At 63.8% G+C, this 16,616-nt stretch carries 19 protein-coding genes; 11 read left to right on the top strand and 8 right to left on the bottom strand.

Going from position 1 to position 16,616, the window contains the following annotated elements:
- Positions 1 to 3: 3 nt before the first annotated feature.
- Together phoU and phoB are read left to right on the top strand one after the other, a co-directional pair.
- Positions 4 to 711 carry a phosphate signaling complex protein PhoU gene (phoU, locus tag LB520_RS07320; protein ID WP_224602296.1) on the top strand — a complete coding sequence of 236 codons (708 nt, stop codon included), beginning with the start codon at positions 4 to 6 and terminating at the stop codon, positions 709 to 711.
- Positions 712 to 727: 16 nt separating this feature from the next.
- Complete coding sequence (gene phoB, locus LB520_RS07315; protein ID WP_010911896.1) at positions 728 to 1,417, top strand: phosphate regulon transcriptional regulator PhoB; 690 nt, start codon at positions 728 to 730, stop codon at positions 1,415 to 1,417.
- Positions 1,418 to 1,749: 332 nt separating this feature from the next.
- Here the strand turns inward: phoB and LB520_RS07310 are convergent, their stop codons facing one another.
- A complete protein-coding gene (locus LB520_RS07310; protein WP_224633384.1) occupies positions 1,750 to 2,991 on the bottom strand; it encodes an ROK family protein in 1,242 nt (413 codons plus the stop codon).
- 268 nt (positions 2,992 to 3,259) lie between these two features.
- Here LB520_RS07310 and xylF point away from each other — a divergent pair, with 268 nt between their 5' ends.
- From xylF to LB520_RS07290, 4 genes are all read left to right on the top strand, one after another.
- Positions 3,260 to 4,300 carry a D-xylose ABC transporter substrate-binding protein gene (gene xylF, locus LB520_RS07305; RefSeq protein WP_095767551.1) on the top strand — a complete coding sequence of 347 codons (1,041 nt, stop codon included), beginning with the start codon at positions 3,260 to 3,262 and terminating at the stop codon, positions 4,298 to 4,300.
- Between the two features lie 231 nt (positions 4,301 to 4,531).
- Positions 4,532 to 5,884, top strand: a complete 1,353-nt coding sequence (locus LB520_RS07300; RefSeq protein WP_140545901.1) for a sugar ABC transporter permease — start codon at positions 4,532 to 4,534, stop codon at positions 5,882 to 5,884.
- A gap of 27 nt (positions 5,885 to 5,911) precedes the next feature.
- Positions 5,912 to 6,712, top strand: a complete 801-nt coding sequence (locus LB520_RS07295) for an ATP-binding cassette domain-containing protein (protein WP_224637002.1) — start codon at positions 5,912 to 5,914, stop codon at positions 6,710 to 6,712.
- Between the two features lie 132 nt (positions 6,713 to 6,844).
- Positions 6,845 to 8,467: a CHASE domain-containing protein gene (locus LB520_RS07290; protein ID WP_224637001.1), complete on the top strand. Its 1,623-nt coding sequence runs from the start codon at positions 6,845 to 6,847 to the stop codon at positions 8,465 to 8,467.
- Positions 8,468 to 8,544: 77 nt separating this feature from the next.
- Here the strand turns inward: LB520_RS07290 and LB520_RS07285 are convergent, their stop codons facing one another.
- From LB520_RS07285 to LB520_RS07265, 5 genes are all read right to left on the bottom strand, one after another.
- Positions 8,545 to 8,790: a YMGG-like glycine zipper-containing protein gene (locus tag LB520_RS07285; protein ID WP_095767375.1), complete on the bottom strand. Its 246-nt coding sequence runs from the start codon at positions 8,788 to 8,790 to the stop codon at positions 8,545 to 8,547.
- 257 nt (positions 8,791 to 9,047) lie between these two features.
- Positions 9,048 to 9,218, bottom strand: coding sequence for a hypothetical protein (locus LB520_RS07280; protein WP_224636999.1), 171 nt, complete (start codon positions 9,216 to 9,218; stop codon positions 9,048 to 9,050).
- Between the two features lie 220 nt (positions 9,219 to 9,438).
- Positions 9,439 to 10,464, bottom strand: a complete 1,026-nt coding sequence (locus tag LB520_RS07275; protein WP_224636998.1) for a sensor histidine kinase — start codon at positions 10,462 to 10,464, stop codon at positions 9,439 to 9,441.
- A gap of 169 nt (positions 10,465 to 10,633) precedes the next feature.
- Positions 10,634 to 10,798 carry a DUF1328 domain-containing protein gene (locus LB520_RS07270; protein ID WP_018429836.1) on the bottom strand — a complete coding sequence of 55 codons (165 nt, stop codon included), beginning with the start codon at positions 10,796 to 10,798 and terminating at the stop codon, positions 10,634 to 10,636.
- Between the two features lie 169 nt (positions 10,799 to 10,967).
- Positions 10,968 to 11,762, bottom strand: a complete 795-nt coding sequence (locus tag LB520_RS07265) for a response regulator (protein WP_224636997.1) — start codon at positions 11,760 to 11,762, stop codon at positions 10,968 to 10,970.
- A gap of 219 nt (positions 11,763 to 11,981) precedes the next feature.
- On the opposite strand from LB520_RS07265, the gene LB520_RS07260 reads away from it, so the two are divergent.
- Complete coding sequence (locus LB520_RS07260) at positions 11,982 to 12,185, top strand: NepR family anti-sigma factor (protein WP_224527505.1); 204 nt, start codon at positions 11,982 to 11,984, stop codon at positions 12,183 to 12,185.
- A gap of 3 nt (positions 12,186 to 12,188) precedes the next feature.
- A complete protein-coding gene (locus LB520_RS07255; protein ID WP_040985057.1) occupies positions 12,189 to 12,740 on the top strand; it encodes an RNA polymerase sigma factor in 552 nt (183 codons plus the stop codon).
- A gap of 153 nt (positions 12,741 to 12,893) precedes the next feature.
- On the opposite strand, the gene LB520_RS07250 is transcribed toward LB520_RS07255, so the two are convergent.
- A complete protein-coding gene (locus LB520_RS07250) occupies positions 12,894 to 13,277 on the bottom strand; it encodes a response regulator (RefSeq protein WP_224636996.1) in 384 nt (127 codons plus the stop codon).
- A gap of 149 nt (positions 13,278 to 13,426) precedes the next feature.
- Between LB520_RS07250 and LB520_RS07245 the strand changes: the two genes are divergently transcribed.
- The 3 genes from LB520_RS07245 (at position 13,427) to LB520_RS07235 (ending at position 15,049) form a co-directional block, all read left to right on the top strand.
- Positions 13,427 to 14,179, top strand: coding sequence for a Crp/Fnr family transcriptional regulator (locus tag LB520_RS07245; RefSeq protein WP_224636995.1), 753 nt, complete (start codon positions 13,427 to 13,429; stop codon positions 14,177 to 14,179).
- Between the two features lie 72 nt (positions 14,180 to 14,251).
- Entirely contained in the window at positions 14,252 to 14,578 is a 327-nt protein-coding gene (locus LB520_RS07240; protein ID WP_095767382.1) for a YqjD family protein, read from the top strand.
- A 6-nt stretch (positions 14,579 to 14,584) separates the two neighbouring features.
- The gene (locus LB520_RS07235; RefSeq protein ID WP_224636994.1) at positions 14,585 to 15,049 is read left to right on the top strand and encodes a phage holin family protein; all 465 of its coding nucleotides are present in this window, start codon (positions 14,585 to 14,587) and stop codon (positions 15,047 to 15,049) included.
- A 15-nt stretch (positions 15,050 to 15,064) separates the two neighbouring features.
- On the opposite strand, the gene LB520_RS07230 is transcribed toward LB520_RS07235, so the two are convergent.
- Positions 15,065 to 16,591 carry a sensor histidine kinase gene (locus LB520_RS07230; RefSeq protein WP_224636993.1) on the bottom strand — a complete coding sequence of 509 codons (1,527 nt, stop codon included), beginning with the start codon at positions 16,589 to 16,591 and terminating at the stop codon, positions 15,065 to 15,067.
- Positions 16,592 to 16,616 lie beyond the last annotated feature (25 nt).

The raw sequence follows: 16,616 nt of genomic DNA, 5'->3' as shown, positions 1-16,616 counted from the left end.
ATCATGGCCGAACATACCGTCGCTTCCTTCGACGAGGATCTGAGGCAGATCAGCCGGCTCATCAACGACATGGGCGATCTCGCCAGCTCGATGGTCGGCGCTTCGACCAAGGCTCTGCTTGAGACCGACAATGCCATGGCGCAGCGCGTCGTTTCCGACGATGCCATCATGGACGCGCGCCAGCGCGAGCTCGACGACCGCGCCATCACGCTGATCGCCAAGCGCCAGCCGATGGCCGACGACCTGCGCAATGTGGTTGGCTCGATCCGCATGGCGGGCGACCTCGAACGCATCGGCGACCTCGCCAAGAACATCGCCAAGCGCGTCGGCTCGGTCGGCGTCAGCGCCGCGCCGCGCGACCTCACGCATTCGATCGATTCCATGGCGCAGCTGGTGCTGATCCAGGTCCAGGCCGTGATCCAGGAATATACGGTGGGCGACGCCACGGCGCTGGCCAAGCTTCGCAACGACGACGAGCGCATCGACGTCAAATACACATCCGTCTTCCGGGAGCTCCTGACCTACATGATGGAAGACCCGCGCAACATCACCGCCTGCACGCATCTTCTGTTCTGCGCCAAGAATCTCGAGCGGATCGGCGACCATGTGACCAACATCGCCGAGAACGCCTATTATGTGCTGACCGGCACGCAATTGCCCGCGAATCGTCCCAAGCAGGACGAGACGACAATGTCGGCGCCGGCGGCCTGACGAAGGGTACCTGCCAATGATCGCGCCACGCATCATGGTGGTGGAGGACGAGGAGCCGCTTGGGGTGCTGCTCCGCTACAATCTCGAATCCGAGGGTTACCAGGTCGAAGTGGTGACCCGCGGCGACGAGGCCGAAATCCGCCTTCAGGAAAACGTTCCCGACCTGCTCGTGCTCGACTGGATGGTGCCGGCGGTTTCCGGCATCGAGCTCTGCCGGCGCCTCAGGATGCGGCCCGAGACCGAGCGGCTGCCGATCATCATGCTGACCGCGCGGGGCGAAGAAAGCGACCGCGTGCGCGGCCTCTCGACCGGCGCCGACGACTATCTGGTCAAGCCGTTCTCGACGCCGGAGTTCATGGCGCGCGTCAAGGCGCTGCTGCGCCGCGCCAAGCCGGAGGTGCTGTCCAGCGTGCTCAAGGTCGGCGACATCGTGCTCGACCGCGAGTCGCACCGCGTCTACCGCAAGAAGAGCGAGATCAGGCTCGGCCCGACCGAGTTCCGGCTGCTGGAATTCATGATGCGTCATCCCGGCCGGGTGTTCTCGCGCAGCCAGCTGCTCGACAATGTCTGGGGCGAGACGATCTATATCGACGAACGCACCGTCGACGTCCATGTCGGCCGTCTGCGCAAAGCGGTCAACAATGGCCGCATGCCGGACGTCATCCGCACCATCCGCGGGGCGGGTTACGCGATCAGGGAAGATTAGGGATAGGGGCTGAGACGCTGACGGGTTCTGTGTCTCCAGCATCGGATCGCGTGCATTGGCGGTTAGCCGAGACGCTTGTGCTTCGTCATCCACGGGCGGAGCAAGGAGCGCAGCGACGCAGCGCAGACCCGAGGATCCATTCCGTGATGTCGATGCGTTGCGACAGTCCAGAATTCTGTGCCGCTGCGCTCGACGCGTGAGATAGCGGCATGGATTCCAGGGTCTCCGCGACGGAGCTTCGCTCCTGCTCCGCCCTGGAATGACGAAGCTGCGGGGCCTTCCCTTCGCTAATTCAAGCGTCTGCTGCTGTCCCGGACCTCTTCAAGGCTGCCTCAGGCCACGTTCTTTCCCGTCCCCACTCTTGCCTGGCCTCCCGGCGCGAAAATCTCCTGGTCGACGAAGGTCAACGCGCGCATGGCGCAGCCTTCGCGGATCAGCGGCAACTCGTTCGGCTCGGTGTCGAAGGAGATCGATTCGGAGTGCTGGCCGCCGGCCGTCTGGGCGATCGCCTCGCGCAGCGCCGGCTCGATCAGGTCGAAGGCGGCCGCGCTGACGCCGACCATGGCTACAGGCGCCGGGTCGATGAGGGCGAACAGGCTGCCGAGACCGAAACCAAGCGCTTCGCCGGCCCGGCGGTAAGCCTCCCGTTCGGGGCCGTCCCTCTCGCGCGCCTTCGCGGCAAGGGCCCGCATGTCGGCGTCGCCGACGTCGACCGGCTCGGCGTCCTCGCTCATTTTCATGGCGCTGCGCCAGATCGCATAGTTGCCGGCATAGGCCTCGACGCAGCCGCGGCGGCCGCAGCGGCAAAGCGCCCCGCCCGGGCGGTGAATCATGTGGCCGAACTCGCCGCCGGAGGAATGCGTGCCGGTGAACAGCGCACCCTTGAGCACGAGACCCATGCCGATGCCGTGCGACAACAGGATGGCGATGAAGTCGTCACGATAGCGCTCCGGGTCGCGCCATTGCAGCGCCACCGCCATCATGTTGCAGTCGTTCTCCATGGTGGCGGAGATGCCGAACTCCTTCTCGAGAATGTCGGCGAAAGGAATGTCGGTCAGCGGCGTTATCGGCGACCAGAGCATGGCGCGTGCATTAGAATCGGTGATGCCCTGAATGCCCATGGCGATGCGGGCGACGCTGCCAATGTCGAGGTCGGGATCCTGCAGCCGGCGCCGCACGATCGCCACGCATTCGCCGATCAGCTCGTCGCGGGGCATGACAAGCGTGTCCAGGCGTTGCTGCTCCTCGGCGACAACCTGGCCGGCATAGTCGATCACGGCGACCGACAGGAAGTTCAGAGACAACACCACGGTCAGCACCGCGGCGGCTTCAGGGTTCAGCGCCAGGCCGATCTGCGGCCGGCCGCGCTTCAACGCCGTCGGCTCGCTGGCCTTGCTTTCGGTGAGAATGCCCTCCTGGATCAGGTCGGCGGAGATCGCCGAAATGGTCGAGTGGCTGAGCCCGGTGGTGGCGGCAATTTCGGTCCGTGATGGCTGACCGGCGCGGCGTACCGCCGAAATCACCATGGCGCGGTTGCGCCGGCGCAAATCGTCATGGCGGATTCCGACCGACATCGTTTCGCACGTCCTCCCCAGTCATCGCGGCCTTGTGATAATGCCATGGCCTGTCGCTGACACGCTAGGGATTGTGGCAGAAGCCAGGGGCCATGTCATTATTTATTGCGGATACCGAAAAAAATGCCTGAGCCCATCAAAACCCATCAGAATCTCGGTTGACAGCGCTGTTGTGCTGGACCACTATTTTTTTGAGGCTCGAAAAAAAGCCTCTGTGCCGGCCTTCGGGCCAGTCTGGGTCGCGCCGCACGGGCGCAGGGAGGATATCATGAAGAAATTTGCAGCCGCCATTCTGGCGGGCGTTGCCATGTCGCTGACGCTGGCGTCCGTCGCCGAGGCGAAGGACAAGGTGATCGGCGTGTCGTGGTCGAATTTCCAGGAAGAGCGCTGGAAGACCGACGAAGCAGCGATGAAGGCCGCCATCGAGGCCGCCGGCGACAAGTATATCTCGGCCGACGCGCAGTCCAATCCGGGCAAGCAGCTAACCGACGTCGAAAGCCTGATCTCGCAGGGCGCCAACGCGCTGATCATCCTGGCGCAGGATGCCTCGGCAATCGGCCCGGCAGTGCAGAAGGCGCTCGATGAAGGAATCCCGGTCGTCGGCTATGACCGCCTGATCGAGAACAAGGACGTGTTCTACCTGACCTTCGACAACAAGGAAGTCGGGCGCATGCAGGCCCGCGAGGTGTTCAAGGCCAAGCCGGAAGGCAACTATGTCTTCATCAAGGGCTCGGGCTCCGATCCGAACGCCGACTTCCTGTTCGCGGGCTCCATGGAAGTCCTGAAGGACGCCATCGACAGCGGCAAGATCAAGAATGTCGGCGAGGCCTACACGGACGGCTGGCTGCCGGCCAACGCGCAGAAGAACATGGAGCAGTTCCTGACCGCCAACGACAACAAGGTCGACGCGGTCGTGGCTGCCAATGACGGCACCGCCGGCGGCGTTGTCGCGGCGCTGACGGCGCAGGGGCTGGCCGGCACCGTGCCGGTCTCGGGCCAGGACGGCGACCACGCGGCGCTCAACCGCATCGCGCTCGGCACGCAGACCGTGTCGGTGTGGAAAGACGCGCGCGAGCTCGGCAAGAACGCCGCCGAGATCGCCTCGCAGCTCGCCGACGGCAAGAAGATGGGCGACATCGCCGGCGCCAAGGACTTCACGACGCCCGGCGGCAACACCGTCAAGTCGCTGTTCCTGACGCCGGTCGCGATCACCAAGGACAACCTCAACGTCGTCATCGACGCCGGCTGGATCAAGAAGGACGAGGTCTGCGCGGGCGTGCCCGCCGGCAGCGTCCAGGTCTGCAACTGAGCCTTGCCGACGTTCGATCAAAAACACCTGCGCCGCGGCCAGGAGCGGTTCAATGAACCGCTCCTGGTTTTTGTTGCCGCAATCCCGGACGGAAAACCGCTACGCACTTTCCTGGGATTGCCTTAAAGCCGCGGCGTTTTCTCAAAAGATTTTGCCGTTCTGCCTCAGGCGGATAGCTTCTAGGCTGAGTTCCGGCATCCGCGCCAGACGGCAAGCCGGTGGGAGGAAATCATGACCGACACGACGTCTACCCAACCGGCGGACACCGCGCGCGCGTCGGAACTCGGCACTGTTGCCCGGTTCCTGAAGGCGACCGAGCTCGACACCCGCATGCTGGGCATGATCGGCGCGCTGCTCCTCATCTGGATCGGGCTGCATGTGATTTCCAGCCTGCGGCTTGGCGTCAACCCGCTCGACTTCGACAGCCGCACGTTCCTGACGCCGCGCAATCTCTGGAACCTGTCGGTTCAGTCTTCGGCCGTGGCGATCATGGCCTCCGGCATGGTGCTCGTCATCGTCATGCGCAACATCGACCTGTCGGTCGGGTCGGCCGAAGGGCTGATCGGCATGGTCATGGGCTTTGCCCAGGCGCATTTCCTGGTTCGCTTCGTCGGGCTTGAACTGGGAAACCCCTGGATCTGGGTTCTGGCGTTGCTGATCGGCCTGGCGCTCGGCCTCATCATCGGCGCCTTCCAGGGCTTCGTTATCGCCTATCTCGAAGTGCCGGCCTTCATCGTCACGCTTGGCGGATTGCTAGTATGGCGGGGCGCTGCCTGGTGGGTCACCAGCGGTCAGACCGTTGCGCCGCTCGACGCCACGTTCCAGTTGATGGGCGGCGGCCCGGCGGGCTCGATCGGCGCCAAATGGAGCTGGGCCGTCGGCATCGTCGCCTGTCTGGCGGTTATCTTCATGCATTTCAACGGCCGCGTGCAGCGCAAGCGCTTCCGCTTCCCGCTGCGTCCGGTCTGGGCCGAGACGCTGCTTGCCACGGTCACCTGCGCGGTCATCCTGGGCGCGGTGTGGCTCGCCAACTCCTATCCGTGGCCGGTCGGCATCGTGAACCGCTACGCCGCGGCCAACAACATCACCGTGCCCGAAGGCGGGCTGTTCATCGCGCACGGCATCGCCATTCCGGTGCTGATGGCGGTCGCCGTCGGCCTGATCATGACCTTCGTCACCAAGCGCACTAGATTCGGCCGCTACGTCTTTGCCATCGGCGGCAATCCGGAAGCCGCCAATCTTGCCGGCATCAACACGCGCTGGATCACCATGAAGGTGTTCATGATCATGGGCGTGCTGGCGACGATCGCGGCGGCGATCTCGTCGGCCAGGCAGAACTCCTCGACAAACGCGCTGGGGACGCTGGATGAACTGCTGGTCATCGCCGCGGCGGTCATCGGCGGCACGTCGCTTGCAGGCGGTTCCGGAACCGTGCTCGGCGCCATGCTGGGCGCATTGCTGATGCAGTCGCTGCAATCCGGCATGGTGTTGCTCGGCGTCGATTCACCGCTGCAGAGCATCGTCGTGGGCGCCGTGCTGGTCGTGGCGGTGTGGCTCGACACCCTCTATCGCAAGCGCGTCTGAGCAAGGACTATAGGGAGGAAAGGGATCATGGCTGACAAGACCGCTCCCGCCGGCGTTCCGCTGGTCGACATGCGCAACGTTTCGATCGCCTTCGGCGGCATCCGCGCCGTCGACGACGCATCCGTCGATCTTTTCCCCGGCGAAGTGATGGCGCTGCTCGGTCACAATGGCGCCGGCAAATCGACGCTGATCAAGATCCTGTCCGGCGCCTATAAGCGCGACAGCGGACAGATATTCATCAATGGCGAGGAGGCTTCGATCTCCAATCCGCGCGACGCCAAGAAATACGGCGTCGAGACGATCTATCAGACGCTGGCGCTGGCCGACAATGTCGATGCCGCAGCCAATCTCTTCCTCGGCCGCGAACTGATGACGGGTTGGGGCACGCTCGACGACGTCGCCATGGAAGCCGAAGCGCGCAAGGTGATGGGCCGGCTCAATCCGCGTTTCCAGCGCTTCAAGGAGCCGGTTATCAAGCTGTCGGGCGGACAGCGGCAGTCGGTGGCGATCGCGCGCGCGATCCTGTTCAACGCCCGTATCCTGATCATGGACGAGCCGACGGCGGCGCTCGGCCCGCAGGAGACGGCGCAGGTCGGCGAACTGGTCAAACAGCTCAAGGCCGACGGCATCGGCATCTTCCTGATCAGCCACGACATTCACGACGTGTTCGAGCTCGCCGACCGGGTCTGCGTGATGAAGAACGGCCAGGTGGTCGGCACGGCGCGCACCACCGATGTCACCCAAGACGAGGTGCTCGGCATGATCATCCTCGGCAGATGCCCGCCGGGCGCCATTCCGGGCCCGGGGGCGCTGAAGATCGCAGCATGAAGTCGAACTGGTAGCCGGCTAATTAACGGCTGCGTGATGTACCAACCGCGGTGATGGTTTGACCGCGCCATTGTGTTGGCGCCGAGACTTGCCCATAAAGATCGTCGACCGTCCACGGGCCGCATCCTTGATTTGAAGAAGCTCTTTCCGATCCTTGCCTTTGTCGCCGTCGCGCTGATCAGCCTGACCATGGCAGGGTTCGCCTATTTCGCGACGCAGGAGGCGGCGCGGATCAAGTTCGAGGGCACGGCCGACGACGCGGTCAACCGCATCGAGAGCCGCGTCGACCTGCATCTGTCGCTGCTGCGTTCGACGCAGGCGCTGTTCGATGCCCGCAACGGCGACATCTCGCGCGGCGAATTCAAGGCCTTCTTCACCGCCCTCGACATCGACGACAATTTCGCCGGGCTGCGCGGCATCGGCTTCCTGAGGCTCGCCAAGACCGGCGACGAGGCGGCGGTGGAACGCGACATCCTGCACGACCATGGGTCGGCGCATCCGATCTATCCTGCCACGACGCAGCAATGGCGCACGCCCATCGTGCTGTTCGAGCCGCTCGCTGCCTCCAACCAGTCGATCATCGGCTTCGATATGTTCACCGAGCCGGTACGGCGCGCGGCGATCGAAAAGGCGATGGCAGACGACCGGCAGCATGCGAGCGGTTTGGTCCAGCTCGGCCAGGGCGCCGGCGTGGCGCAGACCTTCACCGGGTTCCTGGTTTTCGTGCGTCTGAACGTCGAGACCGCGCCAGATGTCATCAATGCAAGCCGCTCCTCGACGGCCGGCTTTCTTTACGCCGCGTTCCGCGCGCAGGACCTGTTCCAGGTCGCGCTCAGCCGTTCTCCGCTGCTGCCGGTCAATGTCGAGGTCTATGACGGCAAGCCCGAGGACGGCAATCTTCTGTTCCGTTCGGAGGCGCCGCCGGCAGAACGCATCGGGGCGACGCTTCTGGCGCGTCGCGATATCGTTGTCGCGGGCCGGCCCTGGACCGTGCTGTTCAGGCCGACAAGCGCCTTCGAACCGCCGTCCTCGCGCGCCATTCCGGTGATGCTCGGACTGTTCGGCCTGCTGCTTGCCGGCGCCATCGCGCTGGTGGCGCGTTACCAGGAGCGCGCCTATGAGGCGAAATCGGCGCTGCACGAGGCGACCGAGAAGAGCCTGCTGGAAAAGGATTTGATCCTGCAGGAGATGAAGCACCGCATCAAGAATTCGATCACCCGCGTGCTGGCGATCGCGCGACAGACGGCTTCGCAAGCCACCGACGTGAAGGAGTTTTCGGCTTCGTTCTCGGCGCGCCTGCAGGCCATGGCTGCATCGCAGGACATGCTGACCCGCTCGCGCTGGCAGAAGGCCGATCTTGGCGACCTGCTGCGCATCGAGCTCGGGCAGGTGTTCGGCAAGGACCTTCCCGACGGCGTGTTGTCAGGGCCGGAAGTGCTGCTGGACGAGACGACGACGCAGGCGCTAGGGCTGACCTTCCACGAACTTGCCACCAACGCGCTGAAATATGGCGAGGCCGGCAGTTCGGTGGGCGCCCTCAAGGTCGACTGGAGCGTCAACGGCCGCGGTCGCGAGCGAACGCTGGTTCTGAACTGGCGCGAGGCGGGTCAGAAGGAACTGGAAGCGCCAGTCAAGACCGGCTTCGGCACCAAATTGATAGATCTCAACGTCACGCGAGAATTGCGCGGCACGATCGCGCGCGACTACCACGCCGACGGATTGAAGGTGGAAATCAGGATCCCGCTGGGCGCGTAAGGCAAGACAGCGACTTGAATTTGAATTCAGAGCAAACCGGAGGCCGGCTGCCGGCCCCCGGTCTTTCCCGTGCTGAACTAGTTGCAGCGAGCCGTGTAGATCCGGCCGCGATGATCGCGATACTGGCAATAGCCGTTGCGCAGGTTGCGAACCAGAAGGCCCGACCCGGCGCCGACGGCCGCGCCGATCAGCGCACCCTTGCTGCCGCCGACCAAGCCGCCCACGCCGGCGCCGATCAGGCCGCCGCCGACGACGTCCTGCTCGGTCGTTGTGCAGCCGCTGACAGCGACCACGGCAACCATGGCAATCATCATCTTCCGCATAGAATTGCTCCTCACTTTTGTCCTCACTTTCGGCAGTGCCAGCAACCATTTAGCATGAAAAAAGGTGCTTTGCCTGCCCGATTTTACTGTTGCCTAACGTAGTGTTTTCGGCACGCTTGCCGTTCGACGCGACAAGCATGCCGGGCACCTCCCGCGTTGCGAATTGCGTGCCGTCGGGCCGCACGTTCCCGACGATCCGATCGCAGTCGTCCAGCGCGGGATCCATAGTGGCCGACAAGTCAAAGCCGCGTGCGGGGTCAGAACAATTGCCAGGCCGCGGTCAAGGCCACGGCGGCCAGAAGCGCGATCGCGCCCAGGCGGAGCGAAAGATGCGACGACCGCGGCGCCCGCGGCAGCTCGGCATCCTGGAAGCCGCTCATCGAGACGCGGGCGCCCTGCTCCAGCCTGTTCATGTCGGCAACCATCATTTCAGTCTCCCCAGGTCGCGCCGGGGCGCGGGTGGGTTTCCGGCGCATCGTCAGCCGGGAGCACAGGATCGGACTTTATGGTGAACAGCCGGTTAAGGGCTCCGCCGGCAAAGCGCTCCCATCTCCGTCTGACGAAATTGCGGACGGCTGCGGCGAAGCCGCCGAGCCTGACGGTTGCACATTTTTCCTGGAATTGCTCTTACCCTATCGGCGGCGGCTCTCAATCCGTCTCGAAATTCCCGTGCGGAACGGTGAGACGATATTCCATCCGGTCTCTGCCGATCTCCAGCGTCGCGGAGCCATTCAGCGACATCGGCACGACGCGTTCCAGCGCCACGCTGCCGAAACGCTTCTCATTGCGCTGCGCGTCGCCGACCGCCTCCGTCCAGGTCAGCAAGAGGTTGGGCGAGGTTCCGTCTTCAGCCTCGAGCTTGGCGCGCACCTCGACATGGCCGTCCGGCCGCGACAGTGCGCCATAGCTCACTGAGTTGACGGCCAACTCATGCATGGCGAGACCGATATGCAGGGCAGCGTTGGGGTTGAGGTAAGGATTTTCGCCCGCGAACCGCAGGCTTTGAGCCAGATCGCTGCTGTAGCGGCCGACCTGGCCGGATACGAGCTCGTGCAGCGCTGCTCCTCGCCAGTTGGAGGATGTGACGAGATCCTGCGAGGACGCGAGCGATTGCAGCCGGCCGCGAAACCGCGCCAGGAACTCGCCGAGCGTCTCCGTATACCGCCCGGTCTGAGTGGCGACGCTCTGGATGATGGCGAGCAGATTTTTCGATCGATGGCTGACTTCGCGCAGCAATGTCTTCAGGGTCTGCTCGCGGCGTTTCTGCTCCGTCGTCTCCACCATCGTCGTGACGACGCCGAGGACATCGCCGGCTTCCCCCTGGTCTGCATCGATCCAAAGCTGGAACCAGCGCACCCCCTGGTGCCCCGGAATGCTGAGCTCGAGCTGGTCCGGGTTGCCGGATTCGATCACCTTGAGTTTGGCGGCCCTTATGCGTTCGGCCTGCGCCGGCGAGAGCAAGTCCTTGCCGTCGGCTGTATCGGCGGCCCAGGGCGCGTTCATGTTGCGCGCCCAGACCGTTTCCATCTGCCGATCCTGGTAGAGAACCGAAATACCTGCATTGTGCAGGGCGTGAAGCAAGGCCCGCCCCACCTGCATCCCGCTTTCCGAGGGATGCATCGCGATCACTTCGCGCTTTTCGAACCTGTCTTGTGTGGGACCTTGGGAAGGCATCGGAAATCCCCCACTCGGCCCTTGAACGGCCCAATCCGCAACTTGTTCCGCACGAGTCGACACCCTGAAATTGGTCTTTCCAAAAACGGTCCGCCGGACGGTGCTCTTTCGAGGCGCCGTCCGGCGGTGGCTGGAAACCGTTTGAGGGGTGCGGCTTCCAGTGTTGCGGTCAGGCTCTTCTGAAGAGGCCTGCGATGAGCGAAATCACCAGGAAGGCGAGAAAGATGAAGAACAGGATTTGCGCGATGCCTGCCGAAGTGCCGGCGATGCCGCCGAACCCAAGCGCGCCGGCGATGATCGCAACTACGAGAAATACGAGCGCCCAGTACAGCATGATGCGTCTCCTTCTTATGTCGGGAAAAGAACGTGGCCAGATGCCGTTTGTTCCACCATTTGCTGAAAAAGACGATCCCCCAAAGCGAGCTTTTCAGACCGCACACAGCCAAGCATCACGCATGGCGCGAAGCCCTCGCATGACACTCGAGATCCAGCTTCGGAAGGGATCAGGCGGCGGCCTTGGCCTGACGGTCGAAGAACAGGGCCTGGCTGATCAAAGCCTTGACCATGTCGGGATTGAACGGCTTGGTGACCAGGAAGGCCGGCTCGGGCCGTTCGCCGGTCAGCAGGCGTTCAGGGAAGGCAGTGATGAAGATCACCGGCACAGGCGTCGAGGATAAAATCTCGTTGACAGCTTCGATGCCCGAGCTCCCATCGGCCAGCTGGATGTCGGCCAGAACCATTTTCGCCCGCGTCCTGCCGAACAAGGCCACAGCCTCGGCATGCGTGCGCGCCGTGCCGACGACGCGGTGGCCGAGGCTCTCGACCATCTCCTCGATATCCATGGCGATCAGAGGCTCGTCCTCGATGATCAGCACGTCGGTCGCAACTTGCCGGGAAATCTCGTTGCTCGCCTGGGCAAGCAGCTCCGAGAACTCATCCTCGTCGACGTCGAGGATCTCCGCCGCCTCGTCCTCGCTGAAGCCCTCGACGGCAACCAGAAGGAAAGCCTGCCTCGGCAGGGGCGCGATCGCATTCAGATTGGCCGCGGCCCGCTGCTCCCAGGCGGTCTGCGCCTGTTCCTGCGGCACGCGGATGGCCACGGAGGTGAACAGCCTGGCGAAAACCTTGTACAGCGCGATGCGGTCGCTCGAGGCTTCGGGGAAGATGTTGGTATCGGCGATAATGGCTTCCAGCATCGCGGCGACCAGCGCGTCACCGCTCTCCTGCGATCCCGAAACCGCGCGCGAGAAGCGGCGAAGGAACGGGAGATGCGGAGCGATGGTTGCGGACAGACTCATTATTGACGTCTCCCTCAGATGACGTTTCATATTCAAGGCCGCATTGGTTGCAAGCCCCTCTGCATCAAACGCCGGCTTCTGGAAAAAGTTCCGCCGGCCGCGGAACTAAATTAGCAGGCAAGCGTTTCGGATCCAGGGATGGGCAACCAGACGAGGGTTCCGCTTGCGTTGTGGTTTGAAGTCGAAGAGCGGCTCGGGTGCTGGAAATTAGGGCTATTTATGAAGGAAATGTCAAAAAAACAGATGGCTGATGCCGCAAGCAGGCATCGGAACGGGGATGGCAATCCGCTTGGTGCAAACTCCGAAATCGCTCGCAAGCTCAAGCAGTATTATGACGAACTGGTCTCGGATCGTGTGCCGGACCGTTTCGCTCAGCTGCTCAGCCAGCTGGAACAGACCGAACCTGCCCAGAAAAAGGACTGAGGCATGGCGGCGGTATCCCAGAGTTTCAAGACCGAGCTGCTCGGCGCGATCCCGAGCCTGCGGGCTTTCGCCGTGTCGCTCACACAGAATGCCGACCGGGCCGACGACCTCGTCCAGGAAACGCTGGTCAAGGCATGGGACAAGCATGAGAGCTTCCAGCCGGGCACCAATTTGAAGGCCTGGCTGTTCACCATCCTGCGCAACGAATTCTATTCGCAGATGCGCAAGCGCGGCCGCGAAGTGCAGGACAGCGACGGCATCATGACGGCCAGGCTTGCCGTTCATCCGGCTCAGCATGGCCAGCTCGATCTCAAGGATTTCCGCGGCGCGCTCGAGCAACTGCCCGAGGACCAGCGCGAAGCCATCATCCTGATCGGCGCTTCCGGCTTCTCCTATGAAGAAGCCGCCGAGATCTGCGGCTGCGCGGTCGGCACGATCAAAAGCCGCGTCAGCCGGGCGCGCGCCAGGCTGCAGGAGATCCTCAAGATTTCCGGAGAGGACGAGTTCGGACCCGACGCGATCTCAGCGCAGGTCACAGGTTCGAACGCGGCTTAACTTTCGGGACGCGAAGGCGACAAGTACCTGCTCGCGCATTCGGCGTCATCATTCGGCACGCTTGACGTATCCGGCATTTCCTTGGGAAACCCGGATTCGCACCGGCCATGATGTGAGCACGCAGGCGGCCTGAGATTGCCTCGGCGGCGACCGTCAGGCCGCCGGAGCGGGCCGTCCGCAGGCGATCGCCACGGCTTCGACGAGATCGTCGCCCGAGTAAGGCTTGGTCACCAGTCGAACGTCGGGGAACGAGTTCTTGACTTCGTCGGAATCCGAATAGCCGGAGGCGAATACGAACGGCACGCCCTCTGCGCGCAACCGCGCGGCGAAATCCAGGGTCGACACCCCGCCAAGCATCAGATCGACAACTGCCGCGTCGAAGCTCGAAGGCAGCGCCTGCCCGTCGATGTCGGCGATCTCGCGCGCGATCGTCACATCCGCGGCGCCGTGGTCACGGCAAAGCTGCTCGACATCCATCGCTATCAGGAACTCGTCTTCGAGGACGAGAATGCGCAATCCGTCAAGCAATGCTGTCACCCATGGGGTATCTCCTTGGCAGACGCACTCATGCGCGCAATCCGTCACGATGTCATTTAAAAAAGACATGGACATGACCCCGGCGGAACCGCTGCCCCCCTCAAACGTTTCCTTGCGCCCCTAGGGCAGGGATTTCGAAGAGGGGTCGAATGTCCGGACGTTTGGTTGCCACTCGCCAATATCCTTGTGAAAAATGCCCGCTGCGGGCGCTGCCGGCCTTCCGCGAATTCGACGAGCAGGAATTGTCCTTTATCGACACCTTCAAGCGTGGCGAATTGGCTGTCGACAGAGGTGCGACCGTGCTGGTCGAAGGCAGCCACAGCGCGCATCTTTACACGGTGCTGTCGGGTTGGGCGTTCCGCTACAAGCTTTTGCCCGACGGGCGCCGGCAGATCCTCAATTTTTCCATGCCTGGCGACCTCATCGGCCTGCAGGGAAGTCTGATGGGCGAAATGCAGCATTCCGTCGAAGCCCTGTCGCCGATGCTGCTTTGCGTTTTCGAACGCGATCAGCTGCAGGAACTCTATCGCAACCATCCCGGCCTTGCCTATGACATCACCTGGATTGCGTCGCGCGAGGAGCGCATGCTGGATGAGAACCTGCTCAGCATCGGCCGCCGCACCGCGCTTGAACGCGCCGCCTATCTTATCGCCTTCATCGCCCGCCGGGCTCGCGGCGCCGGTCTCAACGGCAAGACACCGGTGCAGATCCCGATCACGCAGCAGCACATCGCCGACACACTCGGCCTCTCGCTGGTCCATACCAACAAGACGATCCGCAAGCTGATGGACCGCAAGCTCATCATTTGGCGGGACGGCGGCTGCGAAGTGATCGACTATGACGGGCTGAAGAAGCTTGCCCGCTGGGAGGGGCTAGGCGAGGAATGCAGGCCGCTGATCTAGGTTGGCTTGCAACGACCGGAACCATGGCGCCGAAGGGGCGTTGAAACCAACGCAAACACAAGGAGTTAGAGAATGGCAACCGCCGCAGGCAAATCCGCCACAGACGAAGCAACCGCCGCCGATCTGGAGGCCGATATCGAGCAACTGAAAGCGGACATCCAGCGACTCACCGAGCAACTCGCCACGACCGGTCAACACGGCTACGGCGCGGCCCGTCGCGCTGCCGCGGACGGCGTCGAGCAATTGCGCGCGCAGGGCGAAGCCGCGTTCGAGAGCATGCGGGGAAGAGCCGAGGATATCGAAGCGCAGCTGATCGCCAAGGTGCGCGAGAAGCCGGTGACCTCGCTGGCCATCGCGGCGGGCGTCGGTTACCTGTTCGCCCTGCTTTCCCGCCGCTAACCGCAGATGGGGGCGCTTGTCTCGCTGATCTCGGCCCTCGCCTCGGGCGAGGCGATGGCCGCTTTGCACAGGGCGCGGACCGCGGCAATCCTTTACGGGCTTGCCGCCATTTTCGCCGTGTGCGGTGTCGGCTTCCTCATCGGCGCCGCCTACATCTGGCTGGCGGTCCGCTACGGACCGATGGCGACCAGTCTCGGCTTCGGCATCGGCTTCCTGGTGGTTGCCGGGCTCATCCTCGTCATTCACAAGCTGGCGGCCGGCATGCGCAGCAAGCGCCGCGCGCGGCGACGCCAGGCCAATATGACGGCGGCGGGCGTTACCGCAGCACTTGCCTTGCTTCCGGCCCTCGCCAAAAGCAAAGGCGGGCTTGGAGCCGTTGTCGCGCCTGCCCTGGCGGTCGTCGCGTATGCTATCTATCGCGAGAACACCAAGTCCGGGCCGTCGAAGCCGGACCCGGAAGACTTGCCTTGAGCAGTGCCGGAGCGCTCATTTCAAGGACGGCTCGAGCGGCATCGATATTTCGGCGAAGACGCCATCCGGGCGAAATTCGTGGATCACCTCGCTGTCGATGACCTTGGCGAGGCTGCGGCGGATCAGGATCGAGCCAAAACCCTGGCGATCCGGAGGCTCGACCCGCGGCCCACCGCTTTCGCGCCAGGTCAGCACCAGGCGGCGCGCGCCTTTGCGACCTTGCGTCTTCCAGTCGAGATCGACTTTTCCCGACGGCGCGGAGAGTGAGCCGTATTTCATCGCGTTGCTGGCGAGCTCATGCAGGAACAGGCCGAGCCCGACCGCTTGATCGGGCGAGAGCAGAAGCTCGGGACCCGAAATCGCGATACGCGGCTGGCGGCCCGTGTCGAAAGCCCTGACCTCGATGCGTGCCAATTCGCCGATGCCAATGCCGCGCCATTCGCGGTCGGACAGCAGGTTATGGGCGGCGCCGAGCGCCTGCAGCCTGGCACCGAAGGCCTCCAGGAACACACTCGGCTGGCGAGCGTGGCGGACGGTCTGCGTCGCCAGCGCCTGCACGGTCGCCAATGTGTTCTTGACGCGGTGGTTGAGCTCACGCAGCAAGAGGCGCTGCCGCTCGTCGCCGAGCTTGCGCTCGGTGATGTCGTAGTTGACGCCGAAGATCAGCGTCGGCTTGCCCTCGCCGTCGCGTTCGATCACGCGTCCGCGCGTGGCGATCCAGCGGGGTGGATGGACCCCCTTGACCCGGTACTCGCCAAAATAGTCGTCGCTGCCGCTCAGCGCGTCGCGGAAACGCGTCTCGGTCTGGTAGACGTCGCGCGGGTCGATGGCGCGCAGGATGTCGCGCGCCTTCAGCCGGTTCGAAGGCGGCAGGTTGAAAAGCTCGGCCAGAAGCGTGTCGCATTCGATCATGTCGGTGCGTATGTCCCACGCCCAGCTCGCCAGTGAGGCGGCGTCGAGCGCGATGGCGCGGCGCTTTTCCTCGCGCGCCAGTTCCGCCTTGGCGATGGCGCCGTCGCGGGTGGCGTCCTTCAGCGCGAACAGGCTGGCCGCGAGGTCGGCCAGCATTCTCAGCTTCGCCAGCTTTTCCTCGGCCGGAAACGGTCTCGGCTGGCGATCGAGCACGCAGAGCGTACCGATCCTGGCACCGGCCACCATCATCGGCACGCCGATAAAAAAACGGATGTGCTGCTTGCCCGTGACCAGCGGATTGTCGGCGAAACGCGGATCGAGCGTGGCGTCGGTCACCACCATGGGATCGTCACCGGCGGCGATGGCGTGGGCGCAGAAGGAAGTGCTGGCCGGCGTCTCCTTCTCGTCGAGGCCGATGCGCGCCTTTAATCGTCGGCGACTGCTGCCGATCAGGCTCACCAACGCGACAGGCGCTTCGGCAATTGCCGCAGCGAGACCGGTGATACGGTCCAAGTCCGGATCGGTTGCCGTATCCATGGCGCCCAGGCCCTGAAGGAGGGTGAGCCGCTCCGCATCGATCACGACGCGGCTGACGTCCGCTGGCAAACTATCCGCCTTGCTGCTCACCATTCCCTCAAAACGCCACGCAATCGGC

The organism is Mesorhizobium sp. CA12, from assembly GCF_020165255.1.
Taxonomy (GTDB): domain Bacteria; phylum Pseudomonadota; class Alphaproteobacteria; order Rhizobiales; family Rhizobiaceae; genus Mesorhizobium.
The sequence above is the reverse complement of the archived record's forward strand: the minus strand, read 5'-3'. Positions and strand labels throughout refer to the sequence as shown.

Coding starts and splice junctions, on each gene's coding strand:
- LB520_RS07230 (WP_224636993.1), bottom strand. CDS start 16,591: ATGGTGAGCAGCAAGGCGGATAGTTTGCCAGCGGACGTCAGCCGCGTC.
- LB520_RS07245 (WP_224636995.1), top strand. CDS start 13,427: ATGTCCGGACGTTTGGTTGCCACTCGCCAATATCCTTGTGAAAAATGC.
- LB520_RS07235 (WP_224636994.1), top strand. CDS start 14,585: ATGGGGGCGCTTGTCTCGCTGATCTCGGCCCTCGCCTCGGGCGAGGCG.
- LB520_RS07265 (WP_224636997.1), bottom strand. CDS start 11,762: ATGAGTCTGTCCGCAACCATCGCTCCGCATCTCCCGTTCCTTCGCCGC.
- xylF (WP_095767551.1), top strand. CDS start 3,260: ATGAAGAAATTTGCAGCCGCCATTCTGGCGGGCGTTGCCATGTCGCTG.
- phoU (WP_224602296.1), top strand. CDS start 4: ATGGCCGAACATACCGTCGCTTCCTTCGACGAGGATCTGAGGCAGATC.
- LB520_RS07260 (WP_224527505.1), top strand. CDS start 11,982: ATGAAGGAAATGTCAAAAAAACAGATGGCTGATGCCGCAAGCAGGCAT.
- LB520_RS07295 (WP_224637002.1), top strand. CDS start 5,912: ATGGCTGACAAGACCGCTCCCGCCGGCGTTCCGCTGGTCGACATGCGC.
- LB520_RS07240 (WP_095767382.1), top strand. CDS start 14,252: ATGGCAACCGCCGCAGGCAAATCCGCCACAGACGAAGCAACCGCCGCC.
- LB520_RS07300 (WP_140545901.1), top strand. CDS start 4,532: ATGACCGACACGACGTCTACCCAACCGGCGGACACCGCGCGCGCGTCG.
- LB520_RS07275 (WP_224636998.1), bottom strand. CDS start 10,464: ATGCCTTCCCAAGGTCCCACACAAGACAGGTTCGAAAAGCGCGAAGTG.
- phoB (WP_010911896.1), top strand. CDS start 728: ATGATCGCGCCACGCATCATGGTGGTGGAGGACGAGGAGCCGCTTGGG.
- LB520_RS07285 (WP_095767375.1), bottom strand. CDS start 8,790: ATGCGGAAGATGATGATTGCCATGGTTGCCGTGGTCGCTGTCAGCGGC.
- LB520_RS07310 (WP_224633384.1), bottom strand. CDS start 2,991: ATGTCGGTCGGAATCCGCCATGACGATTTGCGCCGGCGCAACCGCGCC.
- LB520_RS07280 (WP_224636999.1), bottom strand. CDS start 9,218: ATGATGGTTGCCGACATGAACAGGCTGGAGCAGGGCGCCCGCGTCTCG.
- LB520_RS07255 (WP_040985057.1), top strand. CDS start 12,189: ATGGCGGCGGTATCCCAGAGTTTCAAGACCGAGCTGCTCGGCGCGATC.
- LB520_RS07270 (WP_018429836.1), bottom strand. CDS start 10,798: ATGCTGTACTGGGCGCTCGTATTTCTCGTAGTTGCGATCATCGCCGGC.